We start from the raw sequence: 21,821 nt of genomic DNA, 5'->3' as shown, positions 1-21,821 counted from the left end.
TTTCATTAACTATCCTGTTGTATCGCTTCAAGCTCTTCCCAACGCTCAAAAGCAACTTCAAGCTCCTGCTCATAAGCAGCCAGCTTCTCTAAAATGGGTTGGGTAATCTCTACAGCTTGGCTGAAAAAGTCGGGAGTATTGACCTCTAACTGTAGCGTTTCAATTTGTTCTTCTAACTGTTCAAGCTGGGCCGGCAAAGCTTCCAGCTCACGTTGGAGTTTATACGATAACTTCTTCGCTTTAGGCTTTGGTGATGTGGCTTTTAAAGGGGGCTCAACCGATTGCTCTTGTTTCTGCCTCACACCTTCATTTGCACGAGCTTGCTGCACTTGTTGACGCTGCTGCTGCGCATCGTGATAACCACCTACAAACTCTTCAATGTGTCCATTACCTTCAAAAATCCAACTGGTCGTCACTGTATTATCAACGAACTCACGATCGTGACTCACTAATAATAATGTGCCCTGATAGTTGGCAAGTAAATCCTCTAAAAGTTCCAATGTTTCGATATCTAAATCGTTAGTGGGCTCATCAAGTACTAATAAGTTATTGGGTTTTAGGAAAATTCTCGCTAGCAATAGCCGGTTTTTCTCACCACCTGACAACGCTTTGACTGGTGTTCTAGCCCGCTTTGGCGCGAAAAGAAAATCTTGTAAATAACTTAAGGCATGACGTTGACGCCCAGCTACCGTCACTTCTTGTTTTCCATCAGCTAAATTATCAATCACGGTTTTTTCAGGATCGAGTAATTCACGATATTGATCAAAGTACGCGACGTCCAATTTTGTCCCGCAGTGCAATCGACCGCTATCAGGGGTCAGCTCACCCAGTAACAGCTTAAGTAACGTACTTTTCCCACAGCCATTTGGACCAATCAGTGCAATACGATCACCTCGCATAATATTAAAACTAAAGTTACGAACAATCGGTTTGCCTTGAATGGAAAAGTTAAGGTTTTCCGCTTCAAATACAATTTTTCCTGAGCGGGATCCATCATCAATTTTAAGATTCACTTTACCTTGAACTTCACGTCGCTCGCTTCGCTCTTGTCGTAACTGCTTTAAGGCTCTCACTCGGCCTTCATTACGTGTTCGGCGCGCTTTTATGCCCTGACGAATCCAGATTTCCTCCTGAGCCAATTTTTTATCAAACTCAGCATGTTGCATCTCTTCAATACGCAATTGCTCTTCTTTTTCAACCAAGTATTGATCGTAGTTACCAGGAAAAGAGTTCAGTTTTCCTCGGTCTAAATCCAAAATACGAGTGGCCATTGCTTTAATAAACGTACGGTCGTGAGAAATAAAAATGATGGAACCACGAAAATCTTTAAGGAAACCTTCCAGCCATTCAATGGTTGTGACATCCAAATGGTTGGTTGGCTCATCAAGGAGTAAAACGTCAGGTTCACATACTAAAGCACGAGCTAAAGCCGCTTTACGTTGCCAACCTCCGGAAAGTTCACTTAGTTTCGTTTGACCATTGAGTTTTAACGCCGTAAGCACATTGTTAATTCTGTCTTCCAAGCGCCAAGCACCAGAATGTTCTAGTTGCTCTTGAACCGTGGATAATTTCTTAATATTGGCGTCTGTTGGCGAATGAGTCACAAGATCAAGTAGATCGTTATAGATCTTAAGTTGCTCTCCTGCTTCTTTTAAGCCTCCAGCCACATAGTCATATACATTGCCTTGCTGGTTACGTGGCGGATCTTGTTCTAAACGAGAAACCACGACATCTTGCATTACCTGCATTTTGCCATCATCGAGCAAGATCTCACCCGCGAGCACTTTCATTAGGGTCGATTTCCCTGCACCATTACGGCCAACAAGACAAACCCGTTCGTTTTCTTGCAGAGCAAAATCTGCATGATCCAGTAAAGGATGGTCACCGAACGCCAGTAACCCGTTATGAATGGTAATTAATGCCATTATTTTCTAACCACTGAGTTAATTCATTAAAATCGAAAGGCCAGTTAAGTTCACTGCCTTGGAATGCAATCACCGGTATGGTGACACCGTAACGAGAGAATAGCTCATCGTCAAAAGCAATATCCACAATAGTGATCGGATCGGCAATATTCGCCTTGGTTAGCAACTGATAAGCTTGCTCACACAAATGACAACCTGAGGTGCTATAAAGTCTAATCACGCTCGCCCCTGCTCTTGTGGTTTATGGGTAATTAACCAGCAGTTATGGATTTGCTTGTTACGCTCAAAATCCATCGGCAAGGTCTGAGTTGAAATATTCTGCGCAAGTAAATCAAGTTCATCTAACCGATCGATATCCATTTTAAAATGGCGCTTATTATTAGAAAATACGATGGTTCCACCGGGGCGTAAAATTCGTTTAAGGTTTTCCATCAATAGAATATGATCTCGTTGCACATCAAATGTCTGCTCCATACGTTTTGAGTTAGAAAACGTAGGAGGATCAATAAAGATTAAATCGTAATGTCCCTGTGCGATGCTTAGCCATTGTAAACAGTCCGCTTGTTCATACTGATGTTGCCGCCCAACCTGCCCATTCAGCTTCATGTTTTCTTTCGCCCACTCAAGGTAGGTTTTTGACATATCGACCGTCATGGTGGATTTTGCTCCGCCGCAAGCGGCATGAACCGTTGCCGAGCCGGTATAAGCAAATAAGTTAAGAAAGTCTTTTCCTTTGGCCATTTGTGCAAGACGACGTCGAGTTAACTTATGATCTAAAAATAGGCCCGTATCCAAGTAGTCATGCAGGTTAACCAACAATTTGACCCCATATTCATTCACCGTGAATGTCTGAGACTGCTGGGCTAATTTCTGGTACTGAGCCGCGCCTTTCTTACGTTCACGCACTTTGAGTACCACGTTATTTGCATCAGTGCCTGTCACCTGAATCGCCGCACGAATGATGTCAGTTAAGCGACGTTTCGCTTTTTCTTCAGGGATCGTTTTGGGCGGCGCATACTCTTGGATAACGAGTTGATCTAAATAAACATCAATCGCGACGTTGTACTCAGGAAGATCTGCATCATAGATCCGATAGCAGTCTAACCCTTCTCGTTTTGCCCACTTACTGATTTTTGTGAGGTTCTTTTTCAATCGATTAGCGAAATCAGGGGCAATGAGTGACGGGCTTGATGAATCCGTTAATTGAGAAGTATCGCGCTCTGCAATCGTGTAGTTTTTTTGGTGACAAGGTAACGCACCATTATTCAATTTAAACTGCTTTTCTGCCCGCATACGCAAACAACTCAGTAGTTCATCAGAGCTGGAAAAGATAGAAGCCTGACAACCACCAAACTCAGCTTTTAACTGCCCACCAAAGGCAGTATAGAGAGCAATCAAACCAGGATGAGTACCTAACCGTTCACCATAAGGTGGGTTACATACGATCACACCATGCTCAAAACCTTGTGGACGAGTCAGTTTTGCCGCATCAGCTAACTCAAATTGAATCAGTTCATCAACCCCGGCTCGTCGGGCATTCTCTTTTGCCATTTGCAAAACACGAGGGTCATTATCGGCCCCAAAAAACTTAGTGTCAGCTTTTTTGACACCTTTACGTGCTTGAACGGCCGCTTCTGATTTTATCTCGGCCCAGAGCTCAGGTTGAAAGTCTTCTAAAGCTTCAAAGCACCATTTGGCTCTTTTTAAGCCTGGAGCAATATTAGCCGCCATCATCGCCGCTTCAATTAATAAGGTACCAGAACCACACATGGGATCGAGCAATGCTCGACTAGGCTGCCAGCCACTGCGAAGAAGAATGGCGGCCGCGAGTGTTTCTCGTAAAGGAGCGCGCCCCGATTCAGGACGATAGCCACGAATGTGTAACCCTGCCCCAACCATATCAATACCGAGTAAGGCTTTTTCTTTGTGGAGTCGGACGTGAACCCGAAGATCAGGTTGATCTTTACTGATCGATGGCCGAGGTAGATTCTTCTTGTTAAAACAGTCTACGATCGCATCTTTTACTTTCATCGCCCCATATTGACTGTTACGAATTTCACGGTTAGTACCATTAAAGTCCACCACAAACTTCTTTGAACTATGAAAGTGGTTCACCCAGTTCACCGCTGCGGCAGATAGGTATAAATCCATATCATTCTGGCAAGTAAATTCAGCAACAACACGTACGAATCGAGAAGCAAGTCGGCTCCATAAACAGCAGCGATAAATACATTCATTAGAGGCAGTAAATTTAACCCCTGCTTGAACAGGTTTGGCGTCAGAAATCCCAAGTTGGGTAAGTTCTTCTGCTAATAGATTCTCAAGACCGTTGGAGGTCACCGCTAGATATTGATTCATAGTGTTCTTTAACTGCTAAAAATGGTTTCAGATTATAGCTGACAACTAAAGCCCATGGCTAAGCTAAACAACGGATTTTAACAAAAAACTCTCAGTCTGCTTAATCATTAAACAGTTAAGTCATTTAATTTTGCCTAAATCTCATGCTGCAATCACATTTTCAATTTGAGTAAAAATCACCACGATACTGACTCAGCCTTTTTAGTTTCTTTGATAAATATCTATCGTTCTTAGTGCTTCGCATTAGAAGTGAGTATTTATTCACTTAAAATCTGGACTATACCAAACACATAAAGTCGCTGTAATTTAACAACAAACGTTGCTAAAAAGGGAATTTTTCCTTTATTTTGGCTAGAATTATCATAGCTATGCGTCACATCTAACAAAAAAAGAAAAGAAAAAATGCGTAGAATATCGCCTTCTTTAACCAAATTTGAACTGTGTTATAAACGAGAGACCGAACGGTAGGCAAAAAAAATCGGCGAGATGCCGATGGGAAATGAAACAAAGGAACGAAAACAGTTAGGTAAAATTAACCAACCAGTGCCACAGACTCTGGTTGTAAAATATGATTGGCTAATGCCATTCTGTCGTGCATCACCTTAATCACTTGTCCAAACTCTAAGGTTTTAGAGCCGGTTAAAATAAATGGTTGCAGATCAACCAATGCACATAAGCTCGCGCTCTCTCCTACTTCGAGAACAATGAAATACCCTTGATTATGGCCATTTAGTAAACTGACCATATCGCCTTCTTGAGGCGCAAGCTCATCGTCCGATTGCTGGTAATCGAAAAACCAACTTCTGGGTTGAACCGGCTTATGGAACCGTTTAGCTGCCACACAATACAGGGCTAATTCAACTTTACGAGGTTCCGGCAGATCTAAACCACTAACACATTCTTTATAGGTTTGGTAATCCGATGCATCATCAACAGAAAAATGATTTTCTGCAAACGCACAATCAACCAGTAAATTGCGACTAAGATTGGTGCGAAACACCATCTCCTCGCCGAGATCGAGCATCAAATAGCCTTCGCTATCTGAATAGTACCAACGCCATTTATCACTGGGTTTTAGCATTATTCTGGCTCTCTATTTACTTTACTGGAATAATCAAACGATGAGGTAAACGACTTTATTACCTATTAGTGCCATTTTAGGAAGGACATCATAAAAAAAAAGAGGAAATGAATGATTCATCTCCTCTGAAAGTCACCTTGTCACTTTATAAAATATCTCAATGAATTATAAATTTTTAACAATATCGCTCACCAGCTTAGGCCCGTGATAAATGAATCCGCTATAAACTTGAATTAACTTAGCTCCGGCAAGCAATTTTTCTTTCGCTGAAACATAAGAATCTATCCCCCCCACACCAATGATAGGGATCTGTTCACCAAGTTGTTGGTAAAGAAGTTTAATCACTTCTGTACTACGAGATTGTAATGGTCGCCCACTTAGTCCACCAGCCTCATTCGCGAACTTCATCCCTTCGACTAATGTTCGATCTAAGGTTGTATTCGTCGCGATAACTCCGTCTATTTTATACTTTAGTAGCGACTGGCAAATCTGTTTTAGCTCTTGGTCGGTTAAATCTGGTGCAATTTTCAATGTTAACGGAACATACTTATTGTGCTGTTCGGCAAGTTCATTTTGTTTTGCTTTAAGCGTCGCCAATAGTTCATCAAGAGCTTGACCATATTGTAACGTACGCAATCCTGGCGTGTTTGGCGATGAGATATTAATCGCAATATAACCCGCATAAGGATAAACCTTATCCATACAGATTAAGTAATCCTCTACCCCTTTTTCTATCGGCGTGTCTTTATTCTTACCAATATTAATGCCGATAATCCCGTCATAATTTGCTTGTTTAACATTCTCAACCAGATGATCGACACCTAAATTGTTAAACCCCATACGGTTGATGATTCCTTCCGCGTGCACTAAGCGAAATAACCTCGGTTTGTCATTACCCGGTTGAGGGCGAGGAGTCACGGTTCCAACTTCAACAAAACCAAATCCCATCGCTCCAAATGCTTCTATGCATTCACCATTTTTATCAAGCCCAGCAGCCAAGCCCACTGGATTTTTGAAGGTAAGCCCCATGCATTCAACAGGACGTTGAGGAAGGTGTTGACGGTAGAAGAGATCGAGAGGTGTACCAGTGAAACGTTTGAAATTTTGAATGGCGAGATCATGCGCCTTTTCAGCATCCAGTTGAAAAAAGCCAGCTCTGGCTAAGCGGTAAAGCATACTGCCTCCGAAAAAAAATAAGCCCCGAATAAACGGGGCGTTATTATTGACTTAATCGGTTAACAATTCAATGCTTATTCTACGCCCTGACAATTTAAGTTCAGTAGCATCAATTCACGCATGGCAACCGAAAATTTAGCAAACTCATGTACTGATCCAACTTTAAATTCATTAAGAATATTGTCCCAACGCTGCAAAGCATTAGTATTATTTTGCATCCATCGCTCTAGTGCATTGAGTACATCTGACGAGTCAGTGTGACTGAAGCACGCCAAAACTTGCGCGGTTAATTGACGTTGTTGCCAATCCAGATCTTCTCTGAATGCCGCTCGCGCTAACGCTTGCCAGTTGTTTTCGACGGCCTGGTGATTAATTTGTTTCAAAAACCAATGTAATGATAGGCGATCACCTAAATTAAAATAAAGTTTTGCCGTAAGCTCAACCGGAACCTGTTTTTCGTGTGAAACCGCAGAAATGTCTAAAGCAGAATATAAGCTAGATAAGCGCGCAACATAATGGGCTAATTCATGACTGACCCCTTGATTTATCCAGCTTTCAGCAAGAGTATTGTGCTCTAGCACTTCACTTTCGACTAGTACCAGATCCAATTGTTGAGCGATCTTTTGCACATCAGACTGGTAATGCTCCACAACAGAAACAACTGAAGACTGATTTATTCGATTGCGTAATAACCAACGAGATAAACGGCGTAATGTTCGACGAACTTGGAACATCATATCGTATTGTACCGAACTTACCGCTTGATTATCGAGTCCACGAATCTCTTGTAACACTTTCTCTAATTGATAAATCTCACGAACGGCCGAATACGCATTAACAATATCAACGACTTTAGCTCCTGTCTCTTCTTGCAAACGGGTGACAAAGTTGCAGCCCATTTCATTAACCATCTGGTTAGTCAATGCCGTGGCGATAATTTCTTTACGTAGAGGATGTTGTTTCATCTTTTGCGCATAGTGACCGCGTAACTTTGATGGGAAATAATCGATCAATTGCTTAGCATGAAATTCATCATTCGCGACCTCATCGCAGGCAAGCTCCTCTTTCAAGCGCATTTTTCCATAAGCGACTAAAACGGCAAGCTCTGGACGAGTTAACGCTTGCCCTTGTTTTTCTCTTTCAAGCAATGTTTCATCATCTGGAATATACTCTAAGCTTCTATCTAAATAGCCTACTTTTTCCATATGATGGATAAAACGAATCTGCTCTTTTACCGTTTCAAGACCAAGAAATTCAGTCACAGAAATCGATTCAGCCTGTGTATAGGCATCTTGGATAACAATCTGCCCCACCTCATCTTCCATCGATTCAAGCAGTTGATTACGCTGTTTTACCGTTAAATCATCGTGAGCAACTAAACTATTTAAAAGAATTTTTATATTCACTTCGTTATCAGAACAATCAACACCGCCGACATTATCGACAAAGTCGGTGTTAACACGGCCTCCAGATAAGGCGTATTCAACCCGCCCTAACTGAGTCATACCTAAATTGCCGCCCTCACCAATAATTTTAGCTTGCACCTCATTGCCATTAATACGCACCATATCATTGGCTCTATCCCCAACATCGGCATGCGACTCGTTAGATGATTTTATATAAGTGCCAATACCACCATTCCACAGTAAATCGACCTTCATTTTCAAGATCAATTTGATCAATTCATTTGGTGCAAGTGAACGCTTTTCGGTTGCTAGCATCGCTTGCATCTGAGTTGAAAGAGAAATCGATTTTGCCTTACGGGAAAATACCCCTCCGCCTTCAGAGATTAAGGCTGGATTGTAATTTTCCCAACTGGATCGAGGGAGTTGAAATAAACGTTGACGCTCTTGCCAACTGACATCAGCATCGGGATTCGGATCAATAAAAATATGCGCATGGTTAAACGCCGCTTGCAGGCGAATATGCTGAGAAAGGAGCATTCCATTTCCAAACACATCCCCTGCCATGTCTCCAATACCAATTGCTGTAAAATCTGTCGTTTGGCAATTAATCCCTAATTCACGAAAATGACGCTTGACCGACTCCCAACCACCTTTTGCGGTGATCCCCATGGATTTATGATCATACCCATTTGATCCTCCTGATGCGAAGGCATCTCCTAGCCAAAAGTGGTCATCGGCTGATACTGCATTTGCTAAATCTGAAAATGTAGCCGTTCCTTTATCAGCGGCAACAACAAGGTAGGGATCGTCCTCATCATGGCGAATCACATTGATAGGAGAAACAATTTTTCCGTCGACAATATTATCTGTCACATCTAATAACGACTGGATGAACCGTTTATAGCATCGCTGGCCTTCGGCAAAAATTTCATCTCGATGATTCAATAAAGGCTGTCTTTTACAAATAAACCCACCTTTGGCTCCGACAGGCACTATCACCGTATTTTTGACTTGCTGGGCTTTGACTAATCCGAGAATCTCGGTACGGAAATCTTCTTGTCGATCCGACCAACGTAGTCCACCACGAGCCACTTTACCAGCTCTGAGATGAACACCTTCAATATCCGGGGCATAAACAAATATTTCAAAAGCTGGCACGGGGGCTGGAATATCTGGAATATCGCGTGGCGTAAACTTTAAAGCAAGGCAAGCTTTTGGTTTTTTATGATGATCTACCTGGAAATAGTTGGTGCGAACGGTCGCACAAATCATTTCCATATAGCGTCGTAAAATACGATCGTCATCAAGGCTTTCAACATGATCAAATTGCTCGGTTAATTGATCGATCAATCTCGCTTGTCCCTTTTCTCTCCCCTTATAACTGGGATCAAAGCGACACATAAATAAGGCGACAAGATCTTGAGCTAACTCTGGATAATGGTTTAACGTCTCCTCAATGTACTGTTGACTAAAAGGAAAACCAACTTGACGCATATAACGTGCATAAGCCCTTAAAATAGACACTTCCCGTCCTGTTAATGATGCGCCTAACACTAAACGGTTAAATCCATCACTCTCTAATTCACCGTGCCAAATTGCAGAAAATGCTTGCTGAAAGCGATCTCGTGCTTCACGAAGATCCACTTGTTTATTACTTTTGTGAAGCATGGAAAAATCGAGGATCCAATACGTTTGTCCATGGTTTTTTTTGATCTCATAGGGAGATTCCCCAATAATCCGCAAACCCAGGTTTTCTAGCATCGGCATCACATCGGATAAATGGATAGGCTCATCACGATGATAAAGTTTAAGTCGAACTGCTTTTGAGTCTTTTTGCTCTTCTTGAGGTCGATAAAAGAGCATTCCCAATTTATGCTCTTCATTTAAAGCTTCTAGACGTTCAAGATCAGAGACGGCGGATCCGGGCATGACACTCTCTTTATAAGATCGAGGAAAAGCGCTTAAATAGGCTTTAGCGAGAGGACGCCCGTGACTTTCGCCAAAATTGGCGATTATCGCTTGAGAAAGTCGATCATCCCAACTGGTTGATGCTTCCATTAAATTTTGCTCTATTTTTTTTACATCAATATTGGCATTATTATTATCCACTCGCACGATGTAGTGGGTTCTTGCTAAGGGACTTTCTGAGAAATAAGTGGTAAATTCAACATCTTGTTCACACCCAAAATAATCTTTCAAAATCCGCTGGGTTTGTTTCCTTAGCTCGGTGTTATAACGCTCTTTGGTCACATAAACCATGCAACTGAAAAAGCGTCCAAAGGGATCTCGTCGTACAAAAAGTCGGATAAGATCTCGGTCTTGCATTTGGACCACTCCCATCCCTACGGCTAATAATTCTTTTTCATTGGCTTGTAGCAGTTCATCGCGGGGATAATTTTCTAAAATATTATGTAACGCTTTATAGGCATAAGATCCGACTCGATATCCACTGGCCAACAAAATACGTTGCACTTTCTCTCGAATAAGGGGAATGCTTTCTACCGTTTGGTTATAAACCGCCGAGGTGTATAAGCCGGTGAAACGATGCTCTCCGATGACTCGACCATTCTGATCAAACTTTTTAATTCCAATGTAGTCGGTATAAGCGGGTCGATGAATGCGTGATTGTTTATTGCCTTTAGTAATAATGAGTAAAAATGGTTTTTTGGCTTCTAAACGGGCAGCATCCGAAAATTGAGCCAGCTTCACTTTCCGAACCCGCTTTATCTCTGAAAATAGACCTAACCCGACTTCTTGGGTGGGATGCAACTCGGTATCCCCTTCCACATTAACTAAGTCAAACTCTTTATACCCCATAAAGGTAAAATTATGGTCTCCGAGCCAACGTAAAAAATTTAACGTTTCTTGATAATGGGCTGACTCAACAGGAATAAATTTTTTTTGTTGTTCAAGTTGGTTGATGACCAATTGGAGTTGACTGACCATTGGCTTCCAATCACGTACAACCAAGGTAACATCACTCAACATACCCACTAGTTCATTTTGCAGTGCAAGCATGTCTTGCTTGGTGTTTAACTTGTCTACTTCAATATGGAATAACGACTGGAGTGAACCTTTTCCTTGATGGATACTTTGCACTCCCCCCTGCTTATCATAGTCAATATGAGTGGGGCCGTTGAGCATCAAATGGCACGTTAATCCTAAACGACTTAACGTCATCTTAATTGAATCAACTAAAAATGGACTATCGGGTAAAACTATCTCAACGATCGTGTGAGTCGATTGCCAACCATGCTTACTCACTGTGGGATTAAACACGCGGACTGACAATGCTTGTGAATCTTTCTCGGTAATATGGTGCCAAAGGCTAACTAAAGCCCCATAAAGATCGGATTCATTTCGCTTGGTAAGATCATCTTGTGCGACATTGCTAAATAGATGTTCTCCAAGCTGAGTAACTAGGGGCTGTTGGGCAGGATCAAGTTGGTTTTGAATGAGTTGATACACTTTTTCTAGGAGAACCGGCATCAAACCTTCACGCACAGTCATAAACGACTCCAAATATTAGAATATTAGATAGGTAGGGTTATGCTGTAAGCATAGTTGCTGCTTACAGTAATGCGATGAATATTGTAAAGATTTGCTAACTGAACGTTAACAATCCTAACCTATCACTGGTCGTGAAATGTTTAAGACTGTGCGCTGTATATCAATTCACATAGCTATATATCCTTCCCACTTTAAGCTGCAGGGGTGTTGGCTACGTTCGTTACCCAATCACAGCATTTCGAGCTTCACAAATTTATGCTGTTGATCCGTCGTTAAACGAAATCGTCCTTTGATGCCAAGTTGGCTAAGAAATGGTCGTAATTTTGCCGCAGACAATTGCAGCTTAAGGCCATTATCAGTCATGACAATGACGTGACTGGCAGCACCTGAATAGTGTGCGAGAAAAGTTTGATAAGAGATATTGAGGGTAAAAAAGTAATGATTCATAGCCCAATTCAGCACCACAGTTGAGTCGGTACTCATGCTAAGCATAGTACCGACTCTGTGCGACTCATTTTTATTATTAATCTAACGCTTTGGTCACTTTTTCAAAAAGATCGTTGGCTAAATTATCTAAGTTCTTTAATGCTTCGAGTTCTTTCTTCATCAAGGTTTGTCGATGTTGATCATATAGACGGAACTTAAGTAATGGATCGATTAACCGTGAAGCAACCTGAGGATTACTGGTATTTAATTCACGTAAGATCTCGCCAGCAAACTGGTACCCTTCTCCTGTTTTTGCATGAAATCTTACCGGGTTCATCGCTAAGAAAGATCCAATAAGACTGCGAATACGATTAGGGTTTTTCATGCTAAACGCTGGATGTTGCATGGTATTTTTAATCACCAATAACGCATCTTTAGCAGGGTTTGTCCCTTGTAGCGTAAACCACTTATCCATCACTAAGCCATCGTGCTGCCATTTAGCACTAAAATCATTCATTAACGCTTCTCGACATGGCAACTGAGCACTATTGGCGGCATTCATGGCCGCCATGGTATCGGTCATATTATTCGCTTGCTGGTATTGATGATTGACTAAACGTTCACCCTGCTCAGTATAAGCAAGATACCCTAAACAGGTATTGCGTAGAGCACGTCGGCCAATCGCCGCATGGGCAATCGAATACTCTTCTTGTTTCAGTAAATGGTAAATCGCACTCAACTCGTCTGCTAATTCCGTCGCTAAAATCACTTTGAATTGATGCAACACTTGTGCGATAGCATCCACATCGACCTGTTTATACCAACCAGATACCTCATTATGATTCGGCAAAGTCAATACTTCTGCAATAAAGGCTGGCTCTAATGTATCGTTGAGCAAAATCCCCCGGAAGGCATCAATCACGCTATCTGGGAGTTCAACCATCTTTCCTTGCTGTATCGATTCAATATGAGTCCGAATATATTTAGCCAGTAACATTTGTCCGGCATCCCAACGTGCAAAATCATTCGTTGCGTGCACCATAAGGAAGCTCAACTCTTGATCGGTATAATCATACTCAAGTTTAACTGGCGCTGAAAATTCACGTAACAAAGAGAGAATCGGCTTTTCTGGCACCTGATCAAAAACAAAAGTTTGCTTTGACTTAGTAACGTTCAACACATGATGAATTGCCTCTCCGTTACATTGTAACGGAATAACCGTCCCATCCTGTTGGTAGAGTTCAATATCCAACGGAATATGTAGCGGTTGCTTATAAGGTTGATCCGCCGTTGGTTCGGTAGTTTGCTCTATCGTCAAAGTATAAGTTGATGAGCTGGCTTGATAACTGCTGCTAATTTTGAGTAATGGGGTGCCCGATTGGCTATACCAAAGACGAAATTGTTGTAAATCAATACCACTGGCCTCTTCCATAGCAAGCACAAAATCTTCGCAGGTAGCTGCGGTTCCATCATGGCGTGCAATGTAAAGTTTCATTCCTTTCTGGAAATCGTCTTCACCGAGTAAAGTATGTAGCATACGAATGACTTCACTGCCCTTTTCATATACAGTTAAGGTATAGAAGTTATTCATTTCTATCACTTTCTCAGGGCGAATTGGGTGAGACATAGGGCCTGCATCTTCTGCAAATTGTGGCCCACGAATAATACGGACATTATGAATACGATTAACGGCTCGAGAACCGAGATCTGAAGAAAATTCTTGATCTCGGAAAACGGTTAACCCTTCTTTTAAACTCAGTTGAAACCAATCGCGGCAAGTGACTCGGTTTCCCGTCCAGTTATGGAAATATTCGTGTCCAATGACCGACTCAATACCTAAGTAATCGGTATCAGTTGCAGTATTTTCATTAGCTAACACAAATTTGGAGTTGAAAATATTTAATCCTTTATTTTCCATCGCTCCCATGTTGAAAAAATCAACCGCAACGACCATATAAATATCAAGGTCGTATTCCAGCCCAAAGCGCTGTTCGTCCCAACGCATTGAGTTTTTAAGTGATGCCATGGCATGGTTAGCACGATCTAAATTGCCTTTATCAACAAAAATCGCTAACTCAACCTTGCGTCCAGAGCACGTAATAAATTGATCACGTAATACATCAAAATCTCCCGCCACTAACGCAAATAGATAAGCGGGCTTAGGGTGCGGATCTTGCCATTTCACCCAATGTCTGCCGTTCTCTAACTCACCTTGATCGATCTTATTGCCATTACTTAATAAGAATGGATAAAGCGTTCTATCAGCAATGATGGTTGTTGTGTATTTAGCCAGTACATCTGGTCGATCAAGATAATAAGTGATACGACGGAACCCTTCAGCTTCACACTGAGTACAAAAGGCACCACCAGACTTGTATAAACCTTCTAACGCGGTATTCGCTTGCGGATCAATTTCAGTAATGATTTTCAAAGTAAACTGCGCTGGCAGTTGATAAAGCGTCAAACTTGATTCTGTCTGAGTATAATTGCTCCAATCTGCACCATTCACTTGGAGCGATTGTAAAATAAGCGCTTCTCCATCAAGTACTAACGTTGAGCTTTCTGACTGCTGATGAATGTGAGAAATGGCGGTCACGGAAGTTTGGTTATCATGGAGATCAAAGAGCAACTCAATCTCACTAATGGTGTGCGTAGGGGCTTGGTAATCTTTGCGATATTTTGCTTGCGGGCTTGTCGCCATGGTCGGGATCCTTTTTGACGTAATCACTGTAACTGATAAAGTTCATCACCGTTATCATTATCTTGTGATCTTAAGCTTGTCAGGGTTAATAACAACCCCCTAGATAAAAAAAATACGATTATTCTTACCTGGTTTTGCCTCATATTGATACACAAATACTACCCTGACTGACTTTTCAAACCGATAGTAAGCTAAGTAGTTGTGATAAAAAAAGAGCGGACGATAAAGTCCACTCTTCATTATCAATCAAACGTATTACAGCTTAAGCATATCCACCATGATCGAGACAGATTCATTCAGGTATGCATCAGGCGTTTCATAATCTTTTGGTACATCACTCAACTTAGCAAATGGTGTTAACCCCAAAGATTTTTGACGAATATTAATCCGTTCTAAACGTTGTCGGTCTGCTTTTTCCATTTCTTCTTTACGTTTTTTTTCATTTAAAGACAATAGGTTATCATCTTTTTCAGCTTTATATTTCTCAATATCTTGCAATATAAAACCAAACTCACGATCAGACATCACTCGCGCTTGATGCTGCTCAATCAGTTTGGGAAGCTGTGCTGTAAAATCATATAACTTGTCATATTGAGCTTTGTCTATGCTATCCCAAGGCAGTGCGTTATCTTCTACACTTTCCCCCGTTTCTTCAGCATTGACTGGCGTTGGGAAGATGATATCAGGAATCACGCCTCGATTTTGGGTACTGCCACCATCAATTCGGTAGAACTTTTGTATCGTGTACTGCACATACCCCAGCTCCTGTTCAAATAAATCATAGATATGATTTAAAGAACGGTGCTGCTGAACCGTCCCCTTACCAAAGGAGTTTTCACCAAGAATGATCGCACGTCCATAATCTTGCATTGCTGCGGCGAATATTTCTGAGGCTGATGCACTGTAACGATTAATTAATACCGTCATGGGGCCTTGGTAACTGATTTTTCCATCCGTATCACTATTAACGTTAACTCTGCCATAACTATCACGAACTTGTACCACAGGGCCACTGGTAATAAATAGTCCAGAAAGTGCCGTTGCTTCCGTTAAAGCACCACCACCATTGTTGCGAAGATCAACAATAATACCATCCACTCCAGCCGTTTTTAGTTCAGAAATTAGGGTATCTGTATCTTGTGACAGACCAACATAAAAACTAGGAACTTCCAATACACCTATTTTTTTACCGTCTTTTTCAATAATTTGAGATTTGACGGCTCGATCTTCTAAACGAATCTTATCGCGAACTATAGTGACAATGTAACTTTTAGCCTCTTTCCCTTCAGGTAAAACTTGTAGCTTAACTTTCGTGCCTTTTGGGCCTTTAATCAGTTGAACCACATCGTCTAAACGCCATCCGATGACATCAACCATTTCACCTTTTTCTTGGCCGACCCCAATAATTCGATCACCTTCACTCAGCTGTTTGCTACTTGCGGCAGGCCCACCAACAACAAGAGAGCGAATTACGGTATAATCATCGGTCATTTGTAGTACGGCACCAATACCTTCCAACGATAAATTCATTTCAGACTGAAATTGCTCTGCATTACGAGGAGATAAATAGCTGGTATGTGGATCAATTTGGCGCGCAAAAGCATTGATGTAGACCTGAAAAACATCTTCACTATGCGTTTGGGTCAAACGTTTAATCGCGTTGTTGTAGCGTTTTGCTAACGTTTCTTGAATTTCAGGCCATGTTTTACCCGCTAATTTCAGATTGAGTGCGTCAAATTTAACTCGCTTTTGCCAAAGTGAATCAATTTCGGCTTGATCTTTCGGCCAAGGTGATTGGGTTCTATCTTGCTCAATCGCATCATCTGAATCAAAAGTAATTTCTTTATCTAGTAACGACAGCGCATATTGAAATCGCTCAAATCGCTTACGCATGGATAGATTATAAAGATCAAAGGCTATTTGGTTATTACCTACTTTTAATTGATCATCCAGTTGCAATGACCAATCTTTAAAAGAATCAATATCCGCTTGAGTAAACAAGTTACGGTTATAATCTAGCATGCCAATGTAGCGTGCAAAAATTGCTTGAGAAAACGCATCATCTAAAGAGAAATGTTTATAATGAGAACGAGTAAAACGCGAAGTCACTCTTTTACTCACCGTTTCATGCTGAACTTCTGGCGTTAAATGAGGAAGATCGTTAATTTTGAGATTGGCTTCAATAGCCTGAACAGAAAAGGCTGCCAGCAGTAAGCTAGCAGCAATTGATGTTAATTTTAAACGGCATTTCATGCGTAGGAATATCTCCTTTATGCGCGCAGGTGCTCCGTCTTCACAACCATTTGTAGGCCGTTACCGAGTTGGACACGCACATCTTCCTTATTAATCTCAACAATGGTCGCTGCCATGTTGCCTTTACCCATGTTCACATTAACTTGCTTACCAACACTGAGTTCATCAGATTGTAAAGCGCGTGTTTCAACTGGTTTTTTCTCATTTTTTGCTGCAGAGCCCTGAGGGCGACGAGCTTGAGGCTTCTTCGCTTTAGGTTTTGCCTTCGCTTCCTCACGAGCTTTTTTTGCTTGCTCCTTACGACGAGCATCCACTCGAGCTTTGCTCTCAGCTAATGCGGTTTGAGCATGTTCAATATGTTGCTCTTCTAGTTCGCCACAAGCATTACCATCAAGATCAATCCGAACTGCACCAGCTTTTACTCCGTGTAGATAACGCCATGACGAGGTGTATTGCCTTAGCGCAGCTCGAAGCTGAGTTTTGCTTACTTTAGGGTCATCATTAAGACGTTCAGCAAGATCTTGAAAAATACCAATTTTAAGAGGCTTTGCCTCACCTTCTAAAGTAAAGCATTTAGGGAAACATTCAGCAATATACGCAATCACTTCTTTGCTGTTTTTTAACTTTTCAGTGTTTTCCATGAGGATTCCTGGTTGATGCGGCTGGCCCGCGGAGCATTAAATATAAATATGTTCGGTATTATAGTGACCTGACAACGAAAAACCACAGGCAAAGGCGAAATTATGCTTTGTTCGCATGTGAATTGAGCACCTTTTCTACTTCAGTCATTAAAAAAACCAATCCTTGTTGATCGATTGGTGAAAAACGCGCAGTCATTGGGCTATCAATATCGAGAACACCGACCACTTGCTGATGGATAGAAAAAGGGATAACCAGCTCAGAAAGGCTGGCGGCATCGCAGGCAATATGTCCAGGGAAAGCATGGACATCATCCACCCGTTGAACCGTATTGCTCGCAACCGCGGTGCCACAAACCCCTCGACCAACAGGGATTCTTACACAAGCAGGTTGGCCTTGAAATGGGCCTAATATCAATTCATCGTTGCGTAATAAATAGAAGCCAACCCAATTAATGTTATCCAGCTCCATATTCAATAGTGCGCTTAAATTGGCAAGATTTGCGACTAAATCGGATTCTGATTCCAATAAGGCGATCGCTTGCTGAGTTAAGCGTTGGTAGTCCTCTATGTTCATTACCATTTTCCATTAAAGAGTTGTGCTAAAAAAGGTGCAGCCATGATCAAGATAAAACAAGTCATCTTGGCTTCATTGTTGGTGTTATTTACTCTTTTTATCTGCTCGATTTAAAAAACTCAAGAGAAAATCACTTTCTATTTGCTATCACTTCTAAAGATAGTGAGACTTTTCTCTACCAATAAATTCAGCTCAACTACACTTGATACTGTGATTGTTCACTCGGCGAGAAAATTTGGATTCTATTTATGCAAATAAAAGTATCCGTCAACATGCAAGATAAAGAAACACAGATTCAATTGTGCCAGGGCTGTGAGCTTCCCGTTTATCGTGTTGCCATTCAACCAAAGCAAAGTGCCTATTGTCCCCGGTGCGGCTCGCTGTTATATCAAGGTACTCATCCTTCATTATCTGGAAACCTTGCGCTTGCAATAACCTGCCTACTACTACTTATCCTCGCACACTGGTTTAACTTTTTAACCATTCGACTGTTTGGAATAATGATCTCCGCTTCTTTACCTGCTGGAATATGGGCTATCGCTTCTGAAGGTTACCCTGCTTTGGCCCTTCTGGTCTTTTTTTGTAGCTCTTTGGCTCCATTACTGATACTCATGACGATCATGCTGGCGCATTTCGCGCTGCATTATCGCTGGTTTAATATCTTTCGTTATTCACTGCTCGCCATGCAAAAATTAAAACCCTGGTCGATGATTGATGTTTTTCTGGTCAGTGTTGCCGTTTCTTGTTTTAAGCTAATCGACTATGCCGATATTTTTATTGGGCCTGCGCTTTACAGCCTATTGCTCCTACAAATATTAACGATTTTGTTAATCAGTAGAATAAGTATTCAACGCTATTGGGAAGCGTGGCAGCCAGAAAGTCATTATCCTAAGTTGAGTCAAAAACGCATGCATTGCCATTATTGCCACTTGTCTCAAGACGTAAACGAGTACTGTATACGCTGTAACCAAAAACTCCATTACCGAAAGCCACTATCGATTCAACGTACATGGGCTTATACTTGTTTGGCCGCCATTGCAATTATCCCTGCCAATGTTATTCCTATCTCTATTTTCATTAGTCACGGCCAGCGGCTAGAGGATACTATTTTTTCCGGCGTTGTGACTTTAATCAATAATGGCATGTACGCTATTGCCGCTATTATTTTTATCGCCAGTATTGTGGTACCAGTTGTGAAAATTTTAGCGCTGATTTATCTACTTCTGACTATTCAATATCACTGTACTCGTTATCATCGTCAACGAATGACGATCTATTACATCATTAAGTGGATTGGTAAGTGGTCGGTGATGGATCTTTTTGTTATCTCTATCATGCTATCTTTGATTGACCATGGCCAATTGCTTAATTTTACACCAGGATACGGCGCGGTTGCTTTTGGCTGCGTTGTTATTTTGACCATGCTGGCGACTGAAAGTCTAGATTCCCGTTTAATATGGGACTCTATCGCGGTTAATACAAATCATAGTGAGTCTTCTGATGAATAAGCAGCCCATCTCTTACTCTCCTGAAATTAAGCGGAATACAGGGATTTCCCCGTTGTGGATATTACCCATTATCACCGTTTTATTGGCTGCTTGGTTTATCACAAAAGCTATTCATAATTCCGGAGAACGTATTCAGATCTATTTTTCTAATGCTCAAGGTCTGATCGCTGGTCGCACAACAATTCGTTATCAAGGATTAGAAGTCGGGATCATAAAAGCGATCAAGCTGGCCCCAGAACTTGATCGTATTTACGTTGACGCCGAGATCTATCCAGAAGCCACGACGTTACTTTCGAGCTCAACACGTTTTTGGCTCGTCAAACCGACAGCGAGTTTATCTGGTGTTTCAGGGCTTGATGCGCTCGTATCTGGTAACTACATTGCCATTCATCCCGGTAATACAGAATCAAAACCAATAGAACATCCAAAAGTATTTGCTGCTGATGATAATGCACCATCCGATTTAATCGCGAATGGCGGATTAATTATCTCTCTACTCGCTGATGATTTAGGAGGATTATCGATCGGATCACAAATTGTGTATAAGAAGATTCCTATCGGGGAAGTGTTTCGCTATCAACTGGATCAACAGACTCAATTGGTACTCATTCAAGCGTCAATCAAAGAAGCATATCGTCATTTAATTACCTCTAAAAGCCGGTTTTGGAATGTCAGTGGTCTCGGGGCTCATTTAGGTGTTCATGGTATAGATATACAGTTAGAAAGTTTAAGTACCCTGGTAGGTGGAGCCATTGCTGTTGACTCTTCGGAGGGGGGGAAGCAAGTAGCACAACATCACCAATTTAAACTCTACAAAGACTTAAAAACTGCCGGGCTTGGCATACCGATTACCATCCATTTACCTGATAATAGCGGCATAAATCCATCCGGTACATCCATTATGTATAAGGGGATTGAAATCGGTCAAGTCGTACGTTTACAACTTAGTGATGATCACACTCACGTTATCGCACATGCAGCGATCCAACCGTCATTTAGTCAAATGTTGACTCGCGGTAGTCGATTTATTTTGCAAGAAGCTAATGTTTCCATTTCAGGAATAGAAAACCTCCCCAATCTGGTAAGAGGCAATTATTTAACATTGATCCCAGGTCAGGGCGATCACACTCGACATTTCACCGCTCTAAGAGCAAAAGACGACGCTAAGAGGTACTCACAACAGCTCGAAATAACACTATTGTCAGAAAGTACATATGGCTTGAATGAAGGATCGCCATTGCTGTATCGAAACTTAACCGTTGGTAAAGTCGAACGCTTTATTCTCACACCTAACGGAATTGAGATTGTAATTAACATCGATGATCAATATCGCCACCTCATCGATGACAATACCGTTTTCTGGAACCAATCGGGCGTCACAATCGATGCTTCTCTCGTTGGCATCCATATCCAAACAGCACCGTTACCAAGCCTATTACAAGGTGGCATCGCCTTTGACAATCTGCCGGGAATAGAAAATAAACATGGGCAATTCTGGAAATTATATGAAAGCTATCAACGCGCGCAAAAATTTGGTGAGTCGATAACGTTAATAGCAGCAACCAACCCAGGAATTAGCCAAGGAACGCCGATCAAATACCGAGGCGTTAAAATTGGTGAAGTGATGGCTGTTTCACCTAGCTTTACGGATAAAAGAGTGACAATTTCTGCACGAGTCCAACCGAAATATGCCTCTTTTATTACTCGCACCAATACCGATTTTTGGGTCGCAGAGGTAAAAGTGGGTTTCAATGGAATTACCAATTTAGATAGCTTGCTCGTCAAAACCATTGAAGTTCAGCCCGGTAGTGGAAACAAGAGGCACACATTTACCTTAGCGACTCGCCCCTATCACCCCGAAGGCATTCAATTTACTCTACAAAGTGAAGAAAAAGGCTCTGTTTCGATCGATACACCAGTCAGTTATCGAGGCATGGAGGTGGGGAAAGTTATTGATATCCAACTGGGCTCTCTTGCTGATCGGGTGATCTCCACGATAGAAATCGCTCCGCAATATGCCTATCTGGTTCGTAAAAATACCGTGTTCTGGAATACCTCCGGCATGGATGTTTCTATCGGTTTATCTGGCGCTAATATTAAGTCAGGGACTTTTGATAGTTTGGTCCGCGGGGGTATCGCCTTTGCAACCCCAGATCATCAAACATTATTCGAGCCAGCACCACGAGGGCACACTTTCTACTTGCATCCACATGCACAAAAAGATTGGAAAAAATGGAAAACTGCCATTCCCAAACCATGACC

The 21,821-nt window shown here is 41.7% G+C and carries 13 protein-coding genes; 2 read left to right on the top strand and 11 right to left on the bottom strand.

Annotation, left to right across the window (positions count from 1 at the left end):
* Positions 1–5: 5 nt before the first annotated feature.
* The 11 genes from CAG57_RS00735 to CAG57_RS00685 all read right to left on the bottom strand — a co-directional run bounded on the left by CAG57_RS00735 (position 6) and on the right by CAG57_RS00685 (position 18,051).
* Complete coding sequence (locus CAG57_RS00735) at positions 6–1,925, bottom strand: ABC transporter ATP-binding protein (protein WP_161428116.1); 1,920 nt, start codon at positions 1,923–1,925, stop codon at positions 6–8.
* Positions 1,903–2,145, bottom strand: coding sequence for a glutaredoxin family protein (locus CAG57_RS00730; protein ID WP_099611222.1), 243 nt, complete (start codon positions 2,143–2,145; stop codon positions 1,903–1,905). The genes CAG57_RS00735 and CAG57_RS00730 overlap by 23 nt, the downstream gene beginning before the upstream one ends.
* The gene (rlmKL, locus tag CAG57_RS00725; RefSeq protein ID WP_161428117.1) at positions 2,142–4,283 is read right to left on the bottom strand and encodes a bifunctional 23S rRNA (guanine(2069)-N(7))-methyltransferase RlmK/23S rRNA (guanine(2445)-N(2))-methyltransferase RlmL; all 2,142 of its coding nucleotides are present in this window, start codon (positions 4,281–4,283) and stop codon (positions 2,142–2,144) included. The genes CAG57_RS00730 and rlmKL overlap by 4 nt, the downstream gene beginning before the upstream one ends.
* 532 nt (positions 4,284–4,815) lie before the next feature.
* The gene (locus CAG57_RS00720; RefSeq protein ID WP_099611221.1) at positions 4,816–5,364 is read right to left on the bottom strand and encodes a cell division protein ZapC; all 549 of its coding nucleotides are present in this window, start codon (positions 5,362–5,364) and stop codon (positions 4,816–4,818) included.
* Between the two features lie 165 nt (positions 5,365–5,529).
* The gene (pyrD, locus tag CAG57_RS00715; protein ID WP_099611220.1) at positions 5,530–6,540 is read right to left on the bottom strand and encodes a quinone-dependent dihydroorotate dehydrogenase; all 1,011 of its coding nucleotides are present in this window, start codon (positions 6,538–6,540) and stop codon (positions 5,530–5,532) included.
* 74 nt (positions 6,541–6,614) lie between these two features.
* Entirely contained in the window at positions 6,615–11,456 is a 4,842-nt protein-coding gene (locus CAG57_RS00710; protein WP_161433814.1) for an NAD-glutamate dehydrogenase, read from the bottom strand.
* A 228-nt stretch (positions 11,457–11,684) separates the two neighbouring features.
* Positions 11,685–11,903 (bottom strand): DUF2835 domain-containing protein, encoded by a 219-nt coding sequence (locus CAG57_RS00705; RefSeq protein WP_099611343.1) that lies wholly within the window; start codon positions 11,901–11,903, stop codon positions 11,685–11,687.
* Between the two features lie 76 nt (positions 11,904–11,979).
* Positions 11,980–14,583: an aminopeptidase N gene (pepN, locus tag CAG57_RS00700; RefSeq protein ID WP_161430945.1), complete on the bottom strand. Its 2,604-nt coding sequence runs from the start codon at positions 14,581–14,583 to the stop codon at positions 11,980–11,982.
* A gap of 255 nt (positions 14,584–14,838) precedes the next feature.
* Positions 14,839–16,836, bottom strand: coding sequence for a carboxy terminal-processing peptidase (gene prc / locus CAG57_RS00695; RefSeq protein ID WP_161433812.1), 1,998 nt, complete (start codon positions 16,834–16,836; stop codon positions 14,839–14,841).
* A gap of 17 nt (positions 16,837–16,853) precedes the next feature.
* The gene (gene proQ / locus CAG57_RS00690) at positions 16,854–17,477 is read right to left on the bottom strand and encodes an RNA chaperone ProQ (protein ID WP_099611218.1); all 624 of its coding nucleotides are present in this window, start codon (positions 17,475–17,477) and stop codon (positions 16,854–16,856) included.
* Between the two features lie 100 nt (positions 17,478–17,577).
* A complete protein-coding gene (locus CAG57_RS00685) occupies positions 17,578–18,051 on the bottom strand; it encodes a GAF domain-containing protein (RefSeq protein ID WP_099611217.1) in 474 nt (157 codons plus the stop codon).
* A gap of 248 nt (positions 18,052–18,299) precedes the next feature.
* Here CAG57_RS00685 and CAG57_RS00680 point away from each other — a divergent pair, with 248 nt between their 5' ends.
* On the top strand, positions 18,300–19,559 hold the full coding sequence (locus CAG57_RS00680) for a paraquat-inducible protein A (protein WP_161427212.1): 1,260 nt from the start codon (positions 18,300–18,302) through the stop codon (positions 19,557–19,559).
* On the top strand, positions 19,552–21,819 hold the full coding sequence (locus tag CAG57_RS00675) for a PqiB family protein (RefSeq protein WP_161430745.1): 2,268 nt from the start codon (positions 19,552–19,554) through the stop codon (positions 21,817–21,819). Before CAG57_RS00680 ends, CAG57_RS00675 begins: the two co-directional genes overlap by 8 nt.
* Positions 21,820–21,821 lie beyond the last annotated feature (2 nt).

It is taken from the genome of Vibrio sp. V30_P3S12P165 (genome assembly GCF_009904905.1).
GTDB classification, from domain to species: Bacteria; Pseudomonadota; Gammaproteobacteria; order Enterobacterales; family Vibrionaceae; genus Vibrio; species Vibrio fujianensis.
The sequence above is the reverse complement of the archived record's forward strand: the minus strand, read 5'-3'. Positions and strand labels throughout refer to the sequence as shown.